General features: G+C 66.3%; 2 protein-coding genes and 1 tRNA gene. 2 read left to right on the forward strand and 1 reads right to left on the reverse strand.

The genetic code is table 11. From position 1 onward, the window contains the following. Positions 1-22 precede the first annotated feature (22 nt). Both AB0M74_RS16190 and AB0M74_RS16195 read left to right on the forward strand, forming a co-directional pair. Positions 23-96: transfer RNA gene (locus AB0M74_RS16190), tRNA-Leu, on the forward strand. A 1,217-nt stretch (positions 97-1,313) separates the two neighbouring features. Next, positions 1,314-19,403, forward strand: coding sequence for an amino acid adenylation domain-containing protein (locus AB0M74_RS16195; protein ID WP_366527102.1), 18,090 nt, complete (start codon positions 1,314-1,316; stop codon positions 19,401-19,403). Between the two features lie 6 nt (positions 19,404-19,409). Here the strand turns inward: AB0M74_RS16195 and AB0M74_RS16200 are convergent, their stop codons facing one another. Continuing rightward, entirely contained in the window at positions 19,410-19,913 is a 504-nt protein-coding gene (locus AB0M74_RS16200) for a hypothetical protein (protein WP_366527023.1), read from the reverse strand. Positions 19,914-20,317 lie beyond the last annotated feature (404 nt).

The following is a 20,317-nucleotide window of genomic DNA, read 5'->3' on the forward strand; positions in this document are numbered from 1 at the left end:
CGAGTCGGTACGCTGACCGGGCGCCCCTATAGCCCAATTGGCAGAGGCAGCAGACTTAAAATCTGCAAAGTGTCGGTTCGAATCCGACTGGGGGCACAACATGTCTCCGGCATTGACAGGTCGGGACGGGTTTCGGCGGTGGCGTCATCCTTGGATTCGTGAGCTGTCAAGCTCGAACAGCCAGGTCGCGCGCCGGTGGTGACCGCTCAGGCCGCGATCCACCCCCGCCATGATCGGCCCGAACGCTGCGGCTGAGCGGATTCCGCGTGGTCGGCATCAGTCCGGGTCGTAGCGGCGATGGCCCTGAGCTGATCACGAGGGCAAGGATATTCGCGCGCATAGCGGCAACGACGTCGACTCCGGACAAGCGGTCGTCCTCGGGGTGGCTGCCCCCACCTGGGCCAAGTGGCCCGGCCGGGCCCCGGAGGGCAGCATGTTCTGGATCTTCACGTCCCGCCCCGGATGGCCATTCCCGTGCGGATCGTTTTCGGCTCGTTCCTGGACGGGACCGGGTAATTCGCTGCGTAAATTCGTAATCCCCTAATGCATTAGCCAACTCGGGGTCTCTTTCGGATGTCATCAGCCGACTTGATCCCTAGTGTAGTTAACTGTTAGCACTCTCTTGGTCGGGAATTGTCATCGTCAGGTTCGGGGCTCCGGATATTTTGCGGGGTTCGATGCCTGCGCGGTGCTGAATAATTTGGAACAGATCGCGCGGTTGGCCTATTGACGGGTCCGGTCGTCGGGTGGTGGAACTGACGGCGGTCCGGTATGACTGATCAGGGCAACATTAGCTACATTATTGCTGCTACATTGTCCAGAACTGCCTCTTCGTGCTCGTGTAGCCTTAGTAGCAGGTTGTGGCCGTATATGCGGCGCGACGAGCGTCTGCGCTGTGTTTGCGGCTGGATGCCGAATCGTGCTCGAGCTGGTGACTTCAGTCCCTGGCCCCGGCACTGCGTGCGACCTGACGATGGACGGATGGCTGAGATGTCCGACCGACGAGAACGACGCGCATGCGTCGGCGAGATCGGGTGCCGATCGCCATGACTGCGCCTTCTAGGACAGATAATCCTGTTGCCGTCACCATGTTGCAAGCTTCCAACAAGCTGATTTCAGCAACTTTTCAGCTATATGATTGAGCTCCTGAAGTAACGGTATCAGCGGAGGTCGATATGGGCCGAAACAGTGGCATTGATGACAGTCCGGACCGGTCGAAATGGTTGGAAATCAACTCATTCCGTTCTTCCGGAAACACGGATTCTGGTAACGGATCCGACGCGCGATCCAACGGTAATGGATACACGCGACCTCTGTCATTCGACATTCTTCCACTGACTGCGGCGCAGCGGGGAATCTGGTTTGCCCAGCATCTCGCGGAATCGTCGCCGATATCTGTAGCCCAATACGTCGAGATCGTCGGCGAGTTGGACGCGGAATTACTCGCCGAGGCCTGCAGAACGGCCAGTCGCGAGTTCGGATCCGGACATATGCGCCTGATCGAGGTCGACGGAGAGCCGGGTCAGTTCATCGACGAGGAACGTGGCGGTCCGGTGTCGGTCATGGACTTGCGCCGGCACGCCGATCCGGTTGCGACTGCGCACAGAATTATGGTTCAGGATTATTCCGCTCCGCTGGACTTGCTGAATGACCACCTCATGACGAGCATTGTGTTCCAGGTCGGCGAGGAACATTTCCTGTGGTATCAGCGCGCGCACCATATCGCGCTCGACGGATTTGCCGCGGTAACCATGCTGCACCGGATGACCGCGTTGTACAACGCGTGGGTGAAGTCCGAGGAAGCGGCACCGTGCCTGGCACAGCACCTGGCGGACGTCGTCGAGCAGGATCTTGCGTACCGGGGTTCGGCGCGGTTCGATAACGATCGTCAGTACTGGCTGGAGCACCTGGCAGGCGCGCCGCCCGTCGTCAGCCTGGCCGGCCGCGTTGGCAAGCCCACCATTCATCCGGCGCTGGTCAGCACCGAGCTGCCCGACGCCACCGCGCGTCTACTGGAGGGCGTCGCGCTCGAGCACAGCGCCAGCGTGGCTCCGACCATCGTCGCGGCGTTCGCCGCTTATCTCGCACGGATGACCGGCAGCGATGAAGTAATGCTGAGCCTGCCGGTTTCGGGTCGGCACTCTGCCGTGCTGCGTCGTTCCGGGGGGATGGTGGCAAATGTGGTGCCGCTGCGGGTGCGGGTCGCCGGCCGCAGCGTCGGTGAACTGATCGCCGCTGTGCAAAGTGAGTTGACGAGCGCTCTTCGGCGGCAGCGCTACCGCCAAGAGGACATATTCCACGATATGGGGATTGCGCGCGACGAGGCGGCGTCCTTCGGGCCTGCCGTGAACCTCATGATGATCGAGAACGAGGTTGTGCTCGGTAACACCACAGGCCGCCTGAACGTTCTCACCTCAGGACCGACCGCCGACCTATTCGTTAATATCTACCCGGGCGCGGGCAGTGACAGTACGCATATCGACTTCCAGGGAAATCCGAATGCCTACAGCCCTGACGAGCTCGCTGGTCACCACCGGCGGTTCCGCATGTTTCTGCATGAATTCCTGGCCGGGGGAGCGGGATGTCCGGTCAGCCGACTGCCGCTGCTCGACGCGCAGGAACGGTCTGCGCTGCTGCGGGTGCGGGGGGCCAGCGCAGTCGAAACACGGCTGCTTCCGGAGCTCCTGACCGCGAGCGCGCGCCGGAATCGCAGCGCCTGCGCGATCACCTCGGCTGGGCAGACGATGACCTATGGCGAGCTGGACACCGGATCCTCCCAGCTGGCCAGGCATCTGATAGCTCTGGGTTGTGGGCCGGACACGGCGGTGGCGATCATGCTGCCACGCTCGGTCGAGTCGGTCGTGGCGACCTGGGCGGTCGCGAAATGTGGGGCCGCGTTTGTCCAGTTGGCCCCCGCGTACCCATCGAAGCGGATAGAACATATGGTCGCCGACAGCGGCGCGGCTGTGGCGATCACGATCGACGCCCTGCGCGGGCGGCTCCCGGCGCGGATGCGCCAGGTGGTTCTCGATGACCCCGCAACCCTGGGGGAACGCGATGCCGCGAGCGGGCCGATTTCCGACGATGACCGTATCCGCCCACTGCGGCCGTCCAATATCGCCTACATCACCTATACCTCGGGATCCACCGGAGCGCCGAAAGGCGTCCAGGTCACCCACACCGGCCTCGCGAATCTGGTTGCCGACCGCGCCGCCACCTACGGAATCGACGCGACATCGCGGGTGTCCTACGCCCTCTCGCCAAGTTTCGACGCTTCCCTGGAACAGTTTCTGACCTGCTTCGCGAACGGATCCACGCTGGTGATCGTGCCGCCCGAGGTGACCGGCGGTGAGCCGCTCACGCAACTGCTGGTCGACGAGCACGTAACCCACCTGACACTGACGCCCACGATGTTGGCAACCGTGGACCCGCATCCGGCGACCGACTTGCGAGTGCTCGTGGTCGGCGGCGACGTATGCCCACCGCACGTCATCGAGCGGTGGACACCGTCGTTGTCCATGTACAACGAATACGGTCCCACCGAAACCACGGTGACCGCCGTCGCCGCCGTGCTCAGACCCGGGCACGCGCACCCGATCGGTGGCCCCATCCGTGGCGTCTCGGCGATGGTGCTGGACCGATCACTCCAACCGGTGCCCAAGGGCACCGCGGGCGAGTTGTATCTCGCCGGGCCGGGACTGGCCCGCGGATACAGCCATCTGTTCGGCGAAACCGCCGCTCGGTTCGTCGCTGATCCGTACGGCGGCGCCGGCGAGCGGATGTACCGCACCGGCGACGTCGCGCGCTGGACCGGCGACAACGCCGAGATGACGCTGGAATTGACGGGGCGCAGCGACTTTCAGGTCAAGATCCGCGGATACCGGATCGAACCGGGTGAAATCGACGCCGCGCTCACCACATACGAGGACGTGGATCTTTCCGTCACGGTGCCGGTGCAGAACAACGCAGGCACGACCGTGCTGGCGTCCTATGTCGTCCCGGTCAGCGGTCGCCGGATCGATCCGCTCGAACTCCAGCGTTTCGCCCGCGATGCGCTGCCGCCGCACATGGTCCCGGCGGTGATCCTCTCGTTGGACAGTCTCCCGGTGAACGCCTTCGGCAAGCTCGATCGCAGCGCGTTACCGAAGCCCGAATTCGGGACCGTGCCGGAGGGGCGGGCGCCGGCCACAGCTCGGGAAAAGGTGGTCGCAAGCCTGTTCGCCGACGTGCTCGGCGTGCCTCGCGTCGGAGCGGACGACAGCTTCTTCGCCCTGGGCGGGGACAGTATTCTGTCGATCCGGCTGGTGGCGCGGGCCAAGGCCGAGGGCCTGAGTTTCTCGACCCAGGATGTGTTCGTGCACAAGACCGTCGCGGGCCTGGCGGCCACGGCGACGGAAGTCGGCGACACCCCCGAGCTGGCCGAGTTGCCCGGCGGCGGCGTAGGGCCGATGCCGTTGTCGCCGATCATGCACGCGATGCTCGATCGGGGCCATTACGACCGATTCGCGCAGGCCGCGCTCGTTCAGCTCCCCGAAGGGGTCGATCGAGCGGGGCTCGTGCGCGCACTGGGATCGCTGCTGGACCGCCACGATATGTTGCGCGCGGTACTGCGCGGCGATGCGGTTGATCGGTACCTCGAGGTACTGGATCGGGCAGCGGTCGACCCGGACGTCGCGCTCGTCGATGTTCGGCTCGATCGACGTGACGCCGCCGAAGTCGACCGGCACCTGCAAGAGGCCGCGGATCGACTTGACCCGGGCAACGGTGTGCTCGTGCAGGCCGTTCGGCTTCAGGATCGCCACAGTTCGGGGCCCGACCTGATGTGGTTGGTGGTCCACCATCTCGCCGTCGACGCGGTGTCGTGGCGCATCATCCTCGCCGATCTCGCGCAGACCTGGTCGCAGGTTTCCGACGGCGGCCAACCGCATTTCGGCCCGGTCACCACCTCGTTCCGGCGCTGGGTGCACGGCCTGGTCGAGCGGGCGCCAGGCCGGCGGTCGGCGGAGCTCGACCTGTGGAAAAACGTACTCGAGCGAGGTGATCAGCTACTCGGATCGCGCCGTCTGGTCCCAGATCATGACGTCGGGGCCACGGCGGGCCGGATACATCAGCGCATCCCGGCCGCGGTTGCCGAGGCGGTTCTCACCACCATCCCGGATCGCTTCCACTGCAGTGCCAACGATCCGCTGCTGGCGGCCCTGGTATTGGCACTCGGTGAGTGGCGGCGCAGGCGCGGTGCGGCGGCGGCCGCGGGAGAGTTGATCTCGTTGGAGGGACACGGCCGCGAGGAGCGGGCCGTACCCGGCGCCGATCTCAGCGCCACCGTGGGCTGGTTCACTACACGCTTCCCGGTCCGGATCGAATGGGAGAATGTCGACCTCGATGACGCGCTGGCCGGCGGCAGAAGTGCGGGGCTGGCGATAAAGCAGGTGAAGGAGCAGCTGCGCGCGATACCCGGCAACGGCATCGGCTATCACATGCTGCGTCACCTCGATTCCCGGGGACGGGCCGAGCTCGCCGACCTGCCCGAACCCCAGATCAGTTTCAACTACCTCGGGCGGGTGGGGGTCGGTGAACGCTCGGGGCCTTGGGCGCCTACCACCGAATTCACCGCACTGACCGCGACGAGCGATCCGCGGATGACGCTATCGGCCGTGCTCGATATCAATGCGATCGCCGAGGAAGGTCTCGATGGGCTCGAGCTCGACGCGACCTGGGAGTTCGCCTCGCAGGTATTGGGAGGTTCGGAGGTCGAGGAGCTTGCCGGGCTGTGGGCTAGAGCCCTGGGGGCGCTCGCCGAACACGTCCGATCCGACACCGCATACAGCTTCACACCCTCCGACTTCCCTCTCACCGCGGTATCGCAGGAGGATGTCGACTACTGGCTGCGGGAATACCCGTCGATGACCGATGTGTGGCCACTCACCGACTTGCAGTCGGGGCTGCTGTTCCACACGATCTACGACCGGGACAGCGTCGATGGCTACATCGTGCAGGCGGCGCTGACGTTTGCCGGGCAAGTCGATGGGGAGCGGATGCGGCGCGCCGCGCAGGTGCTCATCGACCGGCACGACAGCCTGCGGACCGCGTTCGTCGAGAGTGCCGACGGGCCACGTCAGATCGTGCTGCGCGGCACCAGGGTCGATTGGGGCGAGTCGAGTATCACCGATATCAGCGACGTCGGCAGGCAGGCGCAAGCACTTCGTCGACTCGCGATAGCGGCTGCGGCTCCGTTCGACCCCGCGCGCCCGCCGCTGGTGCGTTTCCACCTCGTGCGCACCGGCGTCGATATGTTCCAGCTGCTGGTCACCAACCACCACCTCGTGCTGGACGGTTGGTCGATGCCCCTGCTGATCCACGAGTTGCTCGCGCTGTACACATCCGATGGCGATACCGCCGAGCTCGCGCCCCCTCGTTCGTACCGAGAGTATCTGCAGTGGTGCCAGGCTCAGGATCGCGCCGCCGCAACCGCCGCGTGGCAGCAGATGCTCGCCGGAATCGACAGTCCGACGCGGGTCACGAGCGGATCGGATCGGACCGTCACCGCGCACGCCGGTGAAGTGGGCCTGAACCTGGACGCCGCGACCACCGCTGCGATTCTCGATCTGGGCCGCTCGCACGGTGTCACTGCCAACACCGCCCTGCAGGTGGCGTGGGCTTTGCTGGTGTCCGTCCTGACCGGACGGTCGGACGTGGTGTTCGGCAATACGATGTCGCACCGCCCACCGCAGATTCCGGATATCGAACGCATGGTCGGGCTCCTCGTCAACACCCTGCCCGTCCGAGTCCGGCTCGAACCCGACGAAACGGTCGGTGACCTGCTCGTCCGCGTGCAATCCGAGCAGGCCGCGATGCTGGATCACCAGCACATCGGCTTGGCGCAGTTGCAACGGGCCACCGGTATCACCGACATGTTCGACACCGCGACGGTGCTCGAGTCCTATCCGATCGACCGGGAACTGTTGGCACGCAATCTCTCCGACGCCGGATTGCGGCTCGTCGAGATCGACGCGCACGATGCCACGCCGTATCCGCTGAGTGTGCAAGTGACCCCGCCGCGGTCCAGGCGCGACGGGCGACCGGACGCCGACGGGCTCGGCACCTACACAGTGACGCTGAAATTCGCCACCGACCGATTCGATGCGGATGATGCCCGCACGCTGCTCGAGCGATTCGAACTGCTGCTCACACAGATCGTCAACGATCCCGCCCGTAAGGTCGCCGCGATCTCCTCCTGCTGGGATTGCGAACGCGCGGAACTGCTTTCGGTCGGCAGCGAGGAGCCTGCGGCGGAGCTAGTGCTGCGCGACATCCTGTGGGGGACCGCGCGCAGGCATCCGGATGCCGTGGCTGTCCGGTGTGGTGACGCCATATGGACCTATCGCGAGCTGGAACGTCGCGCCGACGGGTTCGCTCGCCTGCTGGCAGGCCGCGGTGCACGTGCCGAGTCGATCGTCGCATTGGCCGTTCCGCGTTCGGCCGAACTGGTCGTCGCGATCTGGGCGGTCGCCAAAACAGGTGCCGCCTTCCTGCCGTTGGACCCCGGCAATCCCGCCGCGCGCATCGGGGAGTTGTTGTCCGACTCGCAGACCGATCTCGGTGTGACGACCAGCGCTGTTGCGCCGCAGCTTCCGGATACTGTCGACTGGTTGACGCTGGACGCTTCGGCTTCGGACGCTGATGAGGGCCTACCACCTCCGTCCGGTATCCCGGTCGGGGCCGACCGGCTGTCGGCCGACAATGCGGCATACGTGATCTATACGTCCGGATCGGCCGGCAAACCGAAGGCGGTCCACCTCAGCCATCGAGGTCTGGCCGACCTTGTCGCGGCGCACGTCGACGCCTTCGGTGTGGGTACGGATTCGGTGGTGTTGCAGGTTGCCTCGCCGGGATTCGACGCCTGCTTGTCGGAGTTGCTGTTGGCGCACGGCAATGGCGCCTGTCTCGTGGTGGCGCCACCGGAGGTGTACGCCGGGACCGACCTCGAGGAATTGGTTCGGGCGCACCAGGTTTCGCACGCGATCCTCACCCCGTCCGTGCTGAACACCATGGATCCGTCCCGGACGCCGTCGTTGACATCGCTGGCGGTCGTCGGCGAAGCGACCGGGCCGGACACCGTGAGCCGGTGGAGTACTGGGCGAAGGCTGCTGAATCATTACGGACCGACCGAGTGCACGATCTGGGCGACGGGGTCGGATGCCCTCGTACCCGGCGAGCCGGTGACGATCGGTGGCCCGATCCGAGGTGCGTCCGCGATGGTTCTGGACACGTGGCTGCGGCCGGTGCCGGTCGGTGTCGCGGGCGAACTCTATATCGGTGGGCCCGGACTTGCCCGCGGGTACATCGATCGACCGGGCGTGACCGCGTCGCGCTTCGTCGCGGATCCGCGATCCACCGGTGGCAAGCGGATCTACCGCACCGGTGATTCCGTGCGCTGGGTGCGCGGACGCGCCGGATTGGCACTGGAATACCTGGGCCGCTGCGATCAACAGGTCAAGATTCACGGCCTGCGGATCGAGCCGGGGGAAATTGATGCCCATGTGGCGCGGCACCCGGATGTGACGAGCGTCGCCACCGTTGCGGTGCAAGGGCCTGCCGGCGAACCGGTTCTGGTGTCCTATCTCGTCCCCGCGCCGGGCGCTGCCGTGGATGTGGCGGCGCTCAGCGACGACCTTTCGGGCAGGCTACCCCGTTATATGAATCCCGCGGCGATCGTGCAGCTCGCGGAAATGCCGCGCACGCCTACCGGAAAGATCGATCGGAAAGCGTTGCAGCAGCGCGCCTTCGATGCCGACGCCGCAGGCGGCAGACCGCCGTCGACGCATGCGGAGCAGATCGTGGCGAAACTCTTCGCTGATGTACTCCATCTCGACACGGTGTCCGCCGATAGCAACTTCTTCGCACTCGGCGGGGACAGTATCGTCTCGATGCGGCTGGTAGCGCTGGCGAGATCCGCCGGGCTCATGCTCACGCCGCGAGATGTATTCGAAGGCAAGACAGTTGCCGCCCTCGCCGCAATGGCGGACAGCGATGCGGCTGCCGTGGCAATCGAGGAACCCCCTCGACTCCCGACGGTGGATCGCGCCTCGGATTCTCCGCTCATCGCGCTCGCACAATCCGACATCGATCGGCTCGAGCGGCAGTACCGCGGCCTGTCCGATGTATGGCCGTTGTCGCCCATGCAATCCGGTGTGCACTTCCACTCGACGTTCGACCCGGATGCCGGGGACAACTACACCGTCCAGACGATGATCGGATTTTCCGGCGCGGTCGACGGTGAGCGCTTGCGACGTGCGGCCCAGGCCGTGGTCGACCGGCACGATATCCTGCGGGCCGCCTTTGTGGAGACCTCGGCGGGGCCGTGCCAGATCGTGCTCGACCATGCCGAGATCCCGTTCCGGGAGATCGATCTCGCCGGTGGCGATGCGCAATCCCCGGCCGACCCGGCGGCGATTGCCGCTGCGGACGCGGCGGCGGGATTCGATCTGTCGGCTCCTCCGCTCCTGCGCTTCACACTGATCCGTCTCGATGCGGAGTCCTTCCGGCTGCTCGTCACGAATCACCATGTGATCCTGGATGGCTGGTCGATGCCGCTGCTGATGCGAGAACTGCTCGACTACTACGGATCTCCCGCCCATATCGACTCCGCCGGACCGGCTCCCTCCTACCGCGACTATCTGTCGTGGCTGGGTCGGCAGGACACTGCCGCATCCAAAGCGGCATGGGCGCAAGCCTTTACTGATGTCGACGCGCCCACTCGGGTGTCCCGCGACGCCGGCGCGGCGGGTTCGGTATCCGCCGCCGAGGTCGGGGCCGAGCTGACGGCAGATCGTTTCGGGGAGCTCCGTCGAGTAGCGGCCGAGGCGGCCGTCACCCTCAATACGGCGGTCGCCGCGGCCTGGGCTCTGAACCTGCGTGTACTGACTGGTGAGACCGATGTGATCTTCGGTTCCTCGGTGTCGGGCAGGCCCACGGAGCTGCCGCTGGTCGATCAGACGCTCGGCATGTTCCTGAATACGATTCCCGTACGAGTCCCGCTCGACCCCACCATGACGGTACGCGAGTTGCTGACCGGCATTCAGGCGCGGCACGCCGGCATGCTGGACCATCACCATATCGGCCTACCCGAGATCCACCGCAGCGTCGGCCTTTCCGAACTCTTCGACACCGCCATCACCTTCCAGTCGTTCCCCGTCGACCGGGTGGCACTGCAGCGACTCGTCGATTCGGCGGGCCTGCGGGTGGACGAACTCAGTGGTGTGGACGCAACGCCGTACCCGCTGAGCCTGGTCGTGGAACCGAAACAGTCCGAGCACGGCGAGGCACAGGGACTGCGGATCACTCTCCGATTCCACGACCGTGAATTCGACGCCGTGTCGGCGCGCCGCATCCTCGACCGCTTCGTCGAGTTGCTGTGCCGGATCGCCGCAAACGCCGACGTGCGGCTGGGCGAGCTGTCGCTCGACGAGGAACCGGGGCCGTCGTGGCCGGTTTCGGGTGCGCAACAGGCGATCCCGGATACGTTGGACCAGATACTCGCCGCCTCCGCGGCCGCCGAACCCGACGCGATCGCCGTGCGGTGCGGCACGGTCGCCATGACCTACCGGCAACTCGACGAGCGATCCGCCCATCTGGCACAGGTTCTGCTGCGGTACGGCGCCCGGCGGGGACAGATCGTCGCCTCCGTGCTTCCGCGATCCCCGGCGGCGACGATCACGTTGTGGGCCGTGGCGAAGACCGGTGCCGCACTACTGCCGATCGATCCGACCCTGCCATCGGAACGGATCGAATTTCTGCTGTCGGACTCGAAACCCGTGCTGGGGCTGACCGACGCGTCCGTCAGGAAGGATCTACCCAACGGCGTCGACTGGCTGATCCTCGACGAGGACGAGATGCTCGGCCCCATGGACTCGGCCGCCGCCATGCCGATCACCGATGCCGACCGCGGCGGACCGATTCGGCGGGATCAGACCGCGTACGTGAGCTACACCTCCGGGTCGACCGGTGCGCCCAAGGGCATACTCGTCAGCCATCGCGGCCTGGCCGATATCGTCGCGGCCCAGCGGCGAATACTCGGCGTCGACCCGATGTCGGTGGTACTGCAGGTCGCCTCGCCCAGCTTCGACGCCTCGGTGTTCGAGTTGTTGATGGCGCACGGCTCGGGCGGCCGGCTGGTCGTATCGCCTGCCGATGTCTACGCCGGCCCCGCGTTGGCGGATCTGATCGGGCGCGAACGTATTTCGCATGCCGTAGTGACTCCCTCTGCGCTGGCGACAGTTCCGTGCGACGGTCTCGACGGGCTGCGCGTGCTGGCAACAGCCGGTGAGCCGGTCGGGCCGGAACTGGTCGATCGGTGGGCGCCCCATCGCACCATGGTCAATCTCTACGGGCCGAGCGAAAGCACTATCTGGGCTACCGCGGGCGATGCGCTGGCTTCCGGTGCCGCGATCACGATCGGCAGGCCGGTCGGCCCCGTCGCGGCCGTGGTCCTGGATACCTGGTTGCGGCCTGTGCCACACGGTGTCACGGGTGAGCTGTATCTGTTCGGCGCCGGACTGGCCGATGGGTACGTCGCCAGGAGAGGTTTGACCGCGGCGCGGTTCGTCGCATGCCCGTTCGGGGAGCCGGGTCAGCGCATGTATCGCACCGGTGACGTGGTGCGCCACAGCGCCGATGGTGAGCTGGAGTTCTTGGAGCGCAACGACTTCCAGGTGAAGGTGCACGGCACCAGGGTCGAGCTGGGGGAGATCGACGCGGTGCTCGGTCGGCGTGCGGATGTGGCATTTGCGGTCACCGTGGCGCGCCGTGATGGCGCGCGACCGGTGCTGCTGGTGTCCTATGTCGTGCCTGCGACCGGGACGGAGGTATCGGGCGAGGAGTTGCGTGCGGCACTGGCTGAGACGTTGCCCCGATACATGGTGCCGTCCGCGGTGATGGTGCTGGATGAGGTGCCGCTGACGGCCAACGGGAAGTTGGATCGTGCGCGGTTGCCCGAGCCGGTTGCCGTCGCGCGAGAATTCCGGGCACCCGCGCCAGGATTGGAAGAGTTGGTCGCGCGGACGTTCGAGCAGGTGCTCGATGTGGACCGGGTAGGAGTCGACGACGACTTCTTCGCGCTGGGCGGCGATTCGCTGAGCGCCTCGATGGTGGTGGCACGCGTAGGCGCGGCCCTGGACGCGCGGGTGCCGGTGCGGGCGGTGTTCGAGGCGCCGACAGTTGGCGGATTGGCCGCGCTCGCGGGGTCACTCAACAGTGGAGGCCGGGTGCCCCTGCTGCCGGGAGTGCACCCCGAGCCCGTACCGTTGTCGCTTGCACAGCAGCGGATGTGGTTCCTGAACCGGTTCGAGCCGGACTCCGCGGCATACAACATTCCGGTGCTGTTGCGGTTGTCGGGACGACTGGATACCGAAGCGCTGGCGGCCGCGCTCGCCGACGTGGTCGCACGTCACGAAGTATTACGGACGATATATCCGGAAACCTCCGGTGAGCCGCGGCAGGTCGTCCTCGACGAGCCCGCAGTGCCGTTGGAGCCGGTGGGAGTGTCTGCGGATTCGGTCCCGGATGTGGTGGGCGAGTTCGTGCGGCGTGGATTCGATCTGACTGCCCGAGTGCCGATGCGAGTGGGATTGTTCGAGCTCGGCGCCGAGCGGGACGGTGACACCGGAGAATTCCTGCTGGTGCTGGTGGTCCATCACATCGCAGGTGATGGTCAGTCGATGGGACCACTGGCCCGTGATGTCATGGTGGCTTATGCCGCGCGACTGTCCGGACAGGCGCCGGAATGGGAGCCGCTCGCTGTGCAGTACGCGGATTTCGCGTGGTGGCAACGGCAGATGCTGGGGGCCGCAGACGATCCGGCATCGCTGATGTCCGCGCAGCTGGAGTTCTGGCGCTCGACGCTGGCGGGCGCACCGGACCGGCTGGAACTACCGGCGGATCGACCACGTCCGGCCGTCGCATCGCTGTCGGGCGGCCGGGTGCCGGTGGAGATCGATGCGAGTCTGCACGAGCGGCTGCTTGCGCTGGCGCGGTCGCAGGGGTCATCGCTGTTCATGGTGATGCATGCGGCGCTGGCAACAGTATTGGGGCGGCTCAGTGGCATCGACGATGTCGTGATCGGCACCCCGGTCGCGGGGCGGGGCGAGCCTGGTCTCGACGATCTGGTGGGGATGTTCGTGAACATGCTGGCATTGCGGACCCGGGTGGATACGGGCGAGCCGTTTGCCGAGTTGCTGATGCGCATCCGGGAGACGGACCTGCTGGCGTTCGAACACGCAGACGTGCCGTTCGAGCGGGTCGTGGAGGAGTTGAACCCGGAGCGATCGGCGGCGCGGCATCCGTTGTTCCAGGTGGCCCTGGCGTTCCAGAACGTGTCGGCGGTCGATGTAGTGCTGCCCGATGTCCGGGTTGCCCGGGCGGATGTGGATACCGGGGCGAGCCAGTTCGATCTGCAACTGGTGCTGTCCGATTCAACTGGTAATGCCGGTGTGGCGCAAGGTATTTCGGGAACAGTGACCTATGCTCGGGATCTATTCGACGAGACGACCGCGGTGGGCATTGTCCGACGGCTGGTGCGGGTACTGGAAGCCGTCGCCGACGATCCGGCCGCAGTAGTCGGGGATATCGACTGGCTGGAAGCCGACGAGCGCTCGGCGCTCACGTCGCGGGTGGGCAAACACGCTGTGGCGGCGCTGGAGCCGTCCGGATTGCTGCCGGAGGTATTCGCCTCGGCGGTCCGGAACAACGGCGATGGTATCGCCGTCGTCTCGGGGGATGCCACGTTGACGTATGCGCAGCTGGCCGAACGATCGAGCCGGCTGGCGAGGGTGCTGATCCGCCGTGGCGCCGGACCGGAGAATTCGGTGCTCGTGGCGGCCGCGCGGTCGACGGAGTCCGTCGTCGCGTGGTGGGCAGTGGCGCAGTCGGGTGCGGCATACGTGCCGGTGGATCCCGGCTATCCCGAACGTCGGATCGAGCAGATGGTGTCGGATTCTGGTGCGACGCTGGGGGTTACGGTGTCGTCGGTGCGTGCCCAGGTGCCCGATTCGGTGGACTGGATCGTGCTCGACGACCCGGCTGTGGCCGCGCAGATCGATGCGGCGGCGAGCGGTCCGATCGGCGATGACGAGCGGACACGGCCGCTGCGGGCCGCGGATGTTGCCTACGTGATCTTCACCTCCGGATCCACGGGAGTGCCGAAGGGCGTCGCCACGACACATTCCGGCATTGCCGACTTCGTCTCGGGGTTGCGCGCCGACCGCGAGCTCCGGCGCACGTCCAGGGTGTTGCATTTCGCGTCGCCGTCGTTCGACGCGGCACTGATGGAGACCATGATCGCGGTGAGCCGGGCCGGTGCACTGGTCGTGGCGCCGACGGGGGTCTACGGCGGTGGTGAGCTGGCTGAATTCTTGCGCGCGCAGCGGGTCACTCACGCCTTCATGACCCCGGCCGCGCTCGCGTCGGTGGATCCGGCTGGGCTGGACGACTTGCGGTTGGTGATGTCCGGTGGTGATGGGGTCCCGGCGGATCTGGTGAGCCGATGGGCGGGCACCGACGTCGCAGGCGCCCGAAAGTTCCAGGTGCTCTACGGGCCGACCGAGGCCACGATGATCGCCACGGCGACGCGTGCGCTGCAACCGGATGACCGGCCGACGATCGGTGCCCCGATGCCGGGAATGCAGTCGCTGGTCCTGGATGCCCGGCTGCAGCCGGTGCCGGTGGGGGTGGCCGGAGAGTTGTATCTGGCGGGCTCGGCGCTGGCGCGCGGGTACTTGAATATGGCAGGTACCAGTGCGGCGCGGTTCGTGGCGCATCCGTTCGGGGAACCGGGACACCGCATGTACCGCACGGGTGATGTGGTGCGTTGGAATACCGATGGTGAACTGGAGTTCTTGGGGCGCAACGATTTCCAGGTGAAAATCCGTGGCTACCGGGTCGAGCTGGGCGAGATCGACGCGGTGCTGAGCGCGCGGGCGGAGGTGGCATACGCGGTCACGGTGCCGTGGCGTGCGGGCACGGGTCCGGCGCAGTTGGTGTCCTATGCGGTGCCCGAAACCGGGGCGAGGCTCTCCGGTGAACAGTTGCGCACGGCGTTGGCCGAGGTGCTGCCGTCGTACCTGGTGCCCGCCGCGGTGATGATCCTCGACGTGATCCCCCTGTCGCCGAATGGAAAGCTCGACCGCGCGGCCCTGCCCGCACCCGTTGTGCAGGCCAAGCGGTTCCGGGCCCCGGCATCACCGGTGGAGGAAATAGTGGCAGGCGTATTCGCCGACGTCCTCGGCATCGACGGTCCCGTGGGCGCCGACGACGACTTCTTCGAGCTCGGTGGTAACAGCCTGGTGGCCACCCGGTTGGCCGCGCGAATCGGTGCCGCCCTCGACGCGACCATTCCGGCGTCGATGATTTTCGAGGCGCCGACGGTCGTGAGGTTGGCCGCGCGCGCCGAATCGCAGGCCGACACCGGTCGGGTAGCGCTCACCGCACAGCCACGGCCGCAACGAATTCCCCTGTCGTACGCACAGCAGCGGATGTGGTTCCTGAATCGGCTCGAGCCCGGCTCGGCTGCCTACAGTATTCCGATCGTGCTACGGCTGTCGGGAGAGCTGAATCTCGACGCGCTGCGCGCGGCCATCGAGGACGTGCTGAACCGGCACGAAGTTCTGCGGACCATATACCCGTATGCCGAGGGCGAGCTGTCGCAGGTTGTCCTTCCCGCCACCGAGGCATTCGCGCCGATGACCGTGACCTCGGTCGCGGAACCGGAACTGGCCGAGTCGTTGTCGGAGGCGTTCGTCTCGACGGTGTTCGATGTGACGGTCGAGGCGCCGGTGCGGGTACGGTTGTTCGAGCTCGGGCCGAACGAGTGGGTCCTGGCCGTGGTGGTGCACCACATTTCCTGCGACGGGTCCTCGCTCGGCCCGCTGGCACGGGACATGATGGCCGCCTACACTGCGCACCTGCTCGGGCAGACGCCGAGCTGGCCGCGGCTGCCGGTGCAGTACGCCGACTACGCGATCTGGCAGCGGACGGTGCTCGGGACCGAAGACGATCCCGAATCGCTGCTCCGTGCCCAGATCGACTACTGGGCACTCGAATTGGCGGAGCTCCCGGTTTTGCTCGAGCTACCGACCGACCGACCGCGCCCGCCCATGCAGACCTCTGCGGGCGCGAGCGTGCCGATAACCATCGGTGCTGATCTGCATGCGGGACTCCAGCAGGTCGCGCGAGCACACAACACGACGCTGTTCATGGTCTTCCACGCTGCGCTGGCGGCCACGCTGGCCCGGCTGGCCGATACCGACGATGTAGCGATCGGCACTCCGTATGCGGGACGCGGTGAGCCCGAACTCGACGATCTGGTCGGGATGTTCGTCAACACCCTGGTGCTACGGACCCGGTTGACCCCGGGAATGACATTTACCCAGCTCCTCGAACACGTGCGCGGGACCGATCTGGCCGCGTTCGGGCACGCCGATGTTCCGTTCGAGCGACTGGTGGAGGAGTTGAACCCGGTGCGGTCACACGCCCACCATCCACTGTTCCAAGTGATGCTGGCGTTCCAGAACATCGCCGGCGCCCAGTTCGAACTTCCGGGGCTCTCGGCGTCGGTCGTGACGGCCGATGCCGACACCGCACTGTTCGATCTGCAGATCACAGTGTCGGATTCCTATGACGCCACAGGTGGCCCGGCCGGCATCAGCGGCGGGGTGACCTACGCGAGCGACCTCTTCGACGCGACGACGGTGTCCACGATCGTCGATCGCCTGCTGCGGTTGCTCGGCGCACTGGTGACCGATTCGGCACAGCCGGTGCACGAGGTGGATCTGCTCAGCGCTGATGAACGGGAAGCCGTTCTGACGCAATGGAATTCGACTGATCACAGGCTGCGTCCCGACCTGACCCTCGCCTCCGTCTTTGCCCACTCCGTGCAAGCGCATGCGGACCGGGCCGCGCTGACAATCGGAGAACAGTCGCTGACCTATGCGGAATTCGGGTCGCGCGTATATCGGTTGGCGCGGTGGATGATCTCCCGCGGGGTAGGTCCGGAGTCGTTGGTGGCGCTGCGGATGCGGCGTTCACTGGACCAGGTCACCGCCGTGTACGCGGTGCACGCCGCCGGCGGCGGGTACGTGCCGGTCGATCCGGACCTGCCTGCCGACCGCATCGCGTACATGCTGTCGATCGCCACACCAGTGCTGGAGCTGTCGTCCCTCGATGGGCTGGAGCTGTCCGGATTCGATGACGCGCCGGTCACCGACGCCGATCGGCTCGCACCGCTGCGACCGCACAACCTCGCATACCTGCTCTTTACTTCGGGGTCCACCGGGCGACCGAAAGGTGTTGCGGTATTGCACTGTTCGGTGGTCAACCAGCTGCGGTGGGTCAACGGGGTCTGCGCACTGGCGCCGAATGACGTCGTACTACAGAAGTCCCCGGCCACATTCGACATGTCGGTGTGGGAGCTGTTCGCGCCGCTGGCGGTCGGGGCGCGGCTGGTGATCACGCGGGCCGACGGGCATACCGACCCGGCCTATCTCGCCGAAACCATTGCCACCCAGCGGGTCACGATCACCGCGTTCGTGCCGTCGATGCTGGCGGTATTTGCGGACGCGGCGCCTGCGGAGTCACTGGAGTCGGTGCGGACGCTCCTGGTGGGCGGTGAGGCATTCGGCTCCGAGGTGGTGGCCGCGGCGCAGCGAATAGTGTCCGGGGTCGAGTTGCACAATATGTACGGGCCGACCGAGTTCACTGTGTGCGCGACCTCGCATCGGGTGACCGACGCCGATAGCGGTTCCATGCCGATGGGCACACCGGTATGGAACGCGCGGGCCTATGTTCTCGACAACCGGCTACATCCGGTACCGCCCGGTGTCGCGGGGGAGTTGTACTTGGCGGGCACCCAGCTCGCGCGCGGCTATCAGTCCCGTCCGGGCCTCACCGCGGAACGGTTCGTGCCCGACCCGTACGGTGAGGGCAGGCGCCTGTACCGCACCGGCGACTTGGTGCGCTGGCGTCGGACCGGCGAATTGGAATACCTGGGCCGCACCGACCTCCAGGTGAAGCTGCGCGGCCTGCGTATCGAACTCGGTGAAATCGAGGCAGTACTCGCCGAGCACCCGAGCGTCGCCCGGGCGATCGCTGTGGTGCGCTCGGTCGGCGCGGTGGACCACCTCGTCGGCTACCTCGTGCCCGCCGCGGGCGCCACGGTCGACGCCGCGGCGGTGGCGGCGCACGCGGCGACCAAACTGCCCGACTACATGGTGCCCACCACGATGATGGTGCTCGACACGGTGCCTCTCACCGCGTCGGGCAAGCTGGACCGCCCGCGACTACCGGAGCCGGTGCTCGCGGTGGGGGAGTTCAGACCACCATCTTCGTGGCTGGAAAGGGAGGTCGCACGCGCCTTCGGAGCGGTACTCGGCGTGGATCGGGTGGGCGCCGATGACGACTTCTACGCATTGGGCGGTAACTCGCTGAAGTCGGTGCAAGTAGTGAGCGAGTTGCGCAAAGAACTCGACTACGAGGTTCCGATCAGCTGGATGTTGTCGGATTCCTGCCCGGCCGACCTGGCGAAGCGGATCGAAACCAGAATGCGCTCGGGTGTGGCCATCGACCCGACCGATGTCGGCTTCGACGCGCTGCTGCCGATCCGGACCGGCGGTGAGCGACCACCACTGTTCTGTATCCACCCTGCCTTGGGCCTGTCGTGGTGTTACCGCACACTGGACCGGTACCTTTCCGACGGTCGACCGATCTACGGCATTCAGGCGCCACAAATCGGCGGCGAGATCCCCGGTCCCACAACGATCGAGGAAATGGCCGAACGCTACTTCGAAGAGATTCGCGCGGTTCAGCCACACGGCCCCTACCATCTCCTCGGCTGGTCACTGGGCGGTGCGATCGCCCATGCCATTGCCGTCGAGATGCGCGCCGCCGGTGAAGAGGTCGCGCTCCTGGCACTGTTGGACTCCGAGGTGGACGGTATCGACGAGTCGACACTCAGTGCTGTCACGGCAGGCGAACTGATCAGCAATCTCGGCCCCGTCATGGGCGTCGATTTCGTGAATCCCGATGCGACTGCCGAGGAGGCCGCCGACCTGATCGAACGGCACCTGGGGGGCAGCCTCGGTATCGACGCCGCACGGATCGAGCGCCTGACCGATGCCTACAACATGGCGATCCGGGCCGCTAGTGGGTGGCAGCCCGTGGTCTTGGACAGCGACATGCTCTATTTCACCGCGGCACGTGACCGGCGATCCGATGCCACAGGGCACGAGGGATGGGTGCGGGTGGTCCGCGGGCAGATATCGACTTTCGACATCGATGCGACCCACCTCGCCATGACCGAACCGAGTGCGATTGCCCAGATCGCCCGGATTCTCAACTCACGACTGGATCTATGACCGCGTTCAGTTCGGCGAGGCGGTGGGCACGGCGGATCCATCGGTGAGGCCGTCCTCTTGCGGGAGGGGCGTGGTGATGCCCACGATCATCCCGATCGACGCCCCGAGCGCCCCGCCGAGCACAGCGGCGGGTCCGGCGACGACGGCGAGGCCGACGGCCGCACCCAGGAGCGGGCCGACCACCAAGCCGGTCGGCAGGAACGGGATACCGGCGACGAACCCGGCGCCCGCGCCGACCATCGCGGCGGCTATCGCGACGGGCGCGGACACTCCCGCGGCGATGCCCGCGCCGATTGCCGCACCGACGGCCGCGTCGACGGCGGTGACGGTGCATCTGCGGGGATCTACCGGGACGTATTCGCAGAATGCCTGGATCGGCCGCTGATCCACGGCCGGCGGCGAGTCCGGCGTGTCCACCAGCGTGAGGCGGGGCAGACTGTCGGCGGCGGGCAGATCCGCCGGGAAAGGATTTTGCCCCTGCTCATGCGATGGCCAATCCGCTGTTGCCACTGGCGTAGCAGGTGCTCGCGCGGTGTCATCCGGTGATGCGTTGGCTACTCCGGTTCCGAGCACGATCGCAAGTGGCAACATGCTCGCAATCAATAGTGGACGTGATCGGCCCCAACGATCGGCTTCCGGCATTCCGCACCTCCTGGACGTCTACCTCTTAGCACTTCTCGACTTCGAGTATTTGTCGCACGTTGCGGCGCTGATAGCTTAAGCGGTCGGCGCGGCTGGGCCAGGGATAACCGCCTATTTCCGTGTGTCTGGCAAATCTATGGCTATGTCAAAGTCGGTGCGTGACACGCGCTGCTCACCGAATGCGCAGGATCAGTGTTCCGCAGTGCACCGCATCGGTGATCCCGTAGCCCCATGGCCACATCCGGGTCGACCACGGGACAACGCGGAGCCGG

Origin of the sequence: Nocardia sp. NPDC051463 (genome assembly GCF_040681975.1) — a bacterium.
In the GTDB taxonomy this organism is placed as follows: Bacteria; Actinomycetota; Actinomycetes; order Mycobacteriales; family Mycobacteriaceae; genus Nocardia.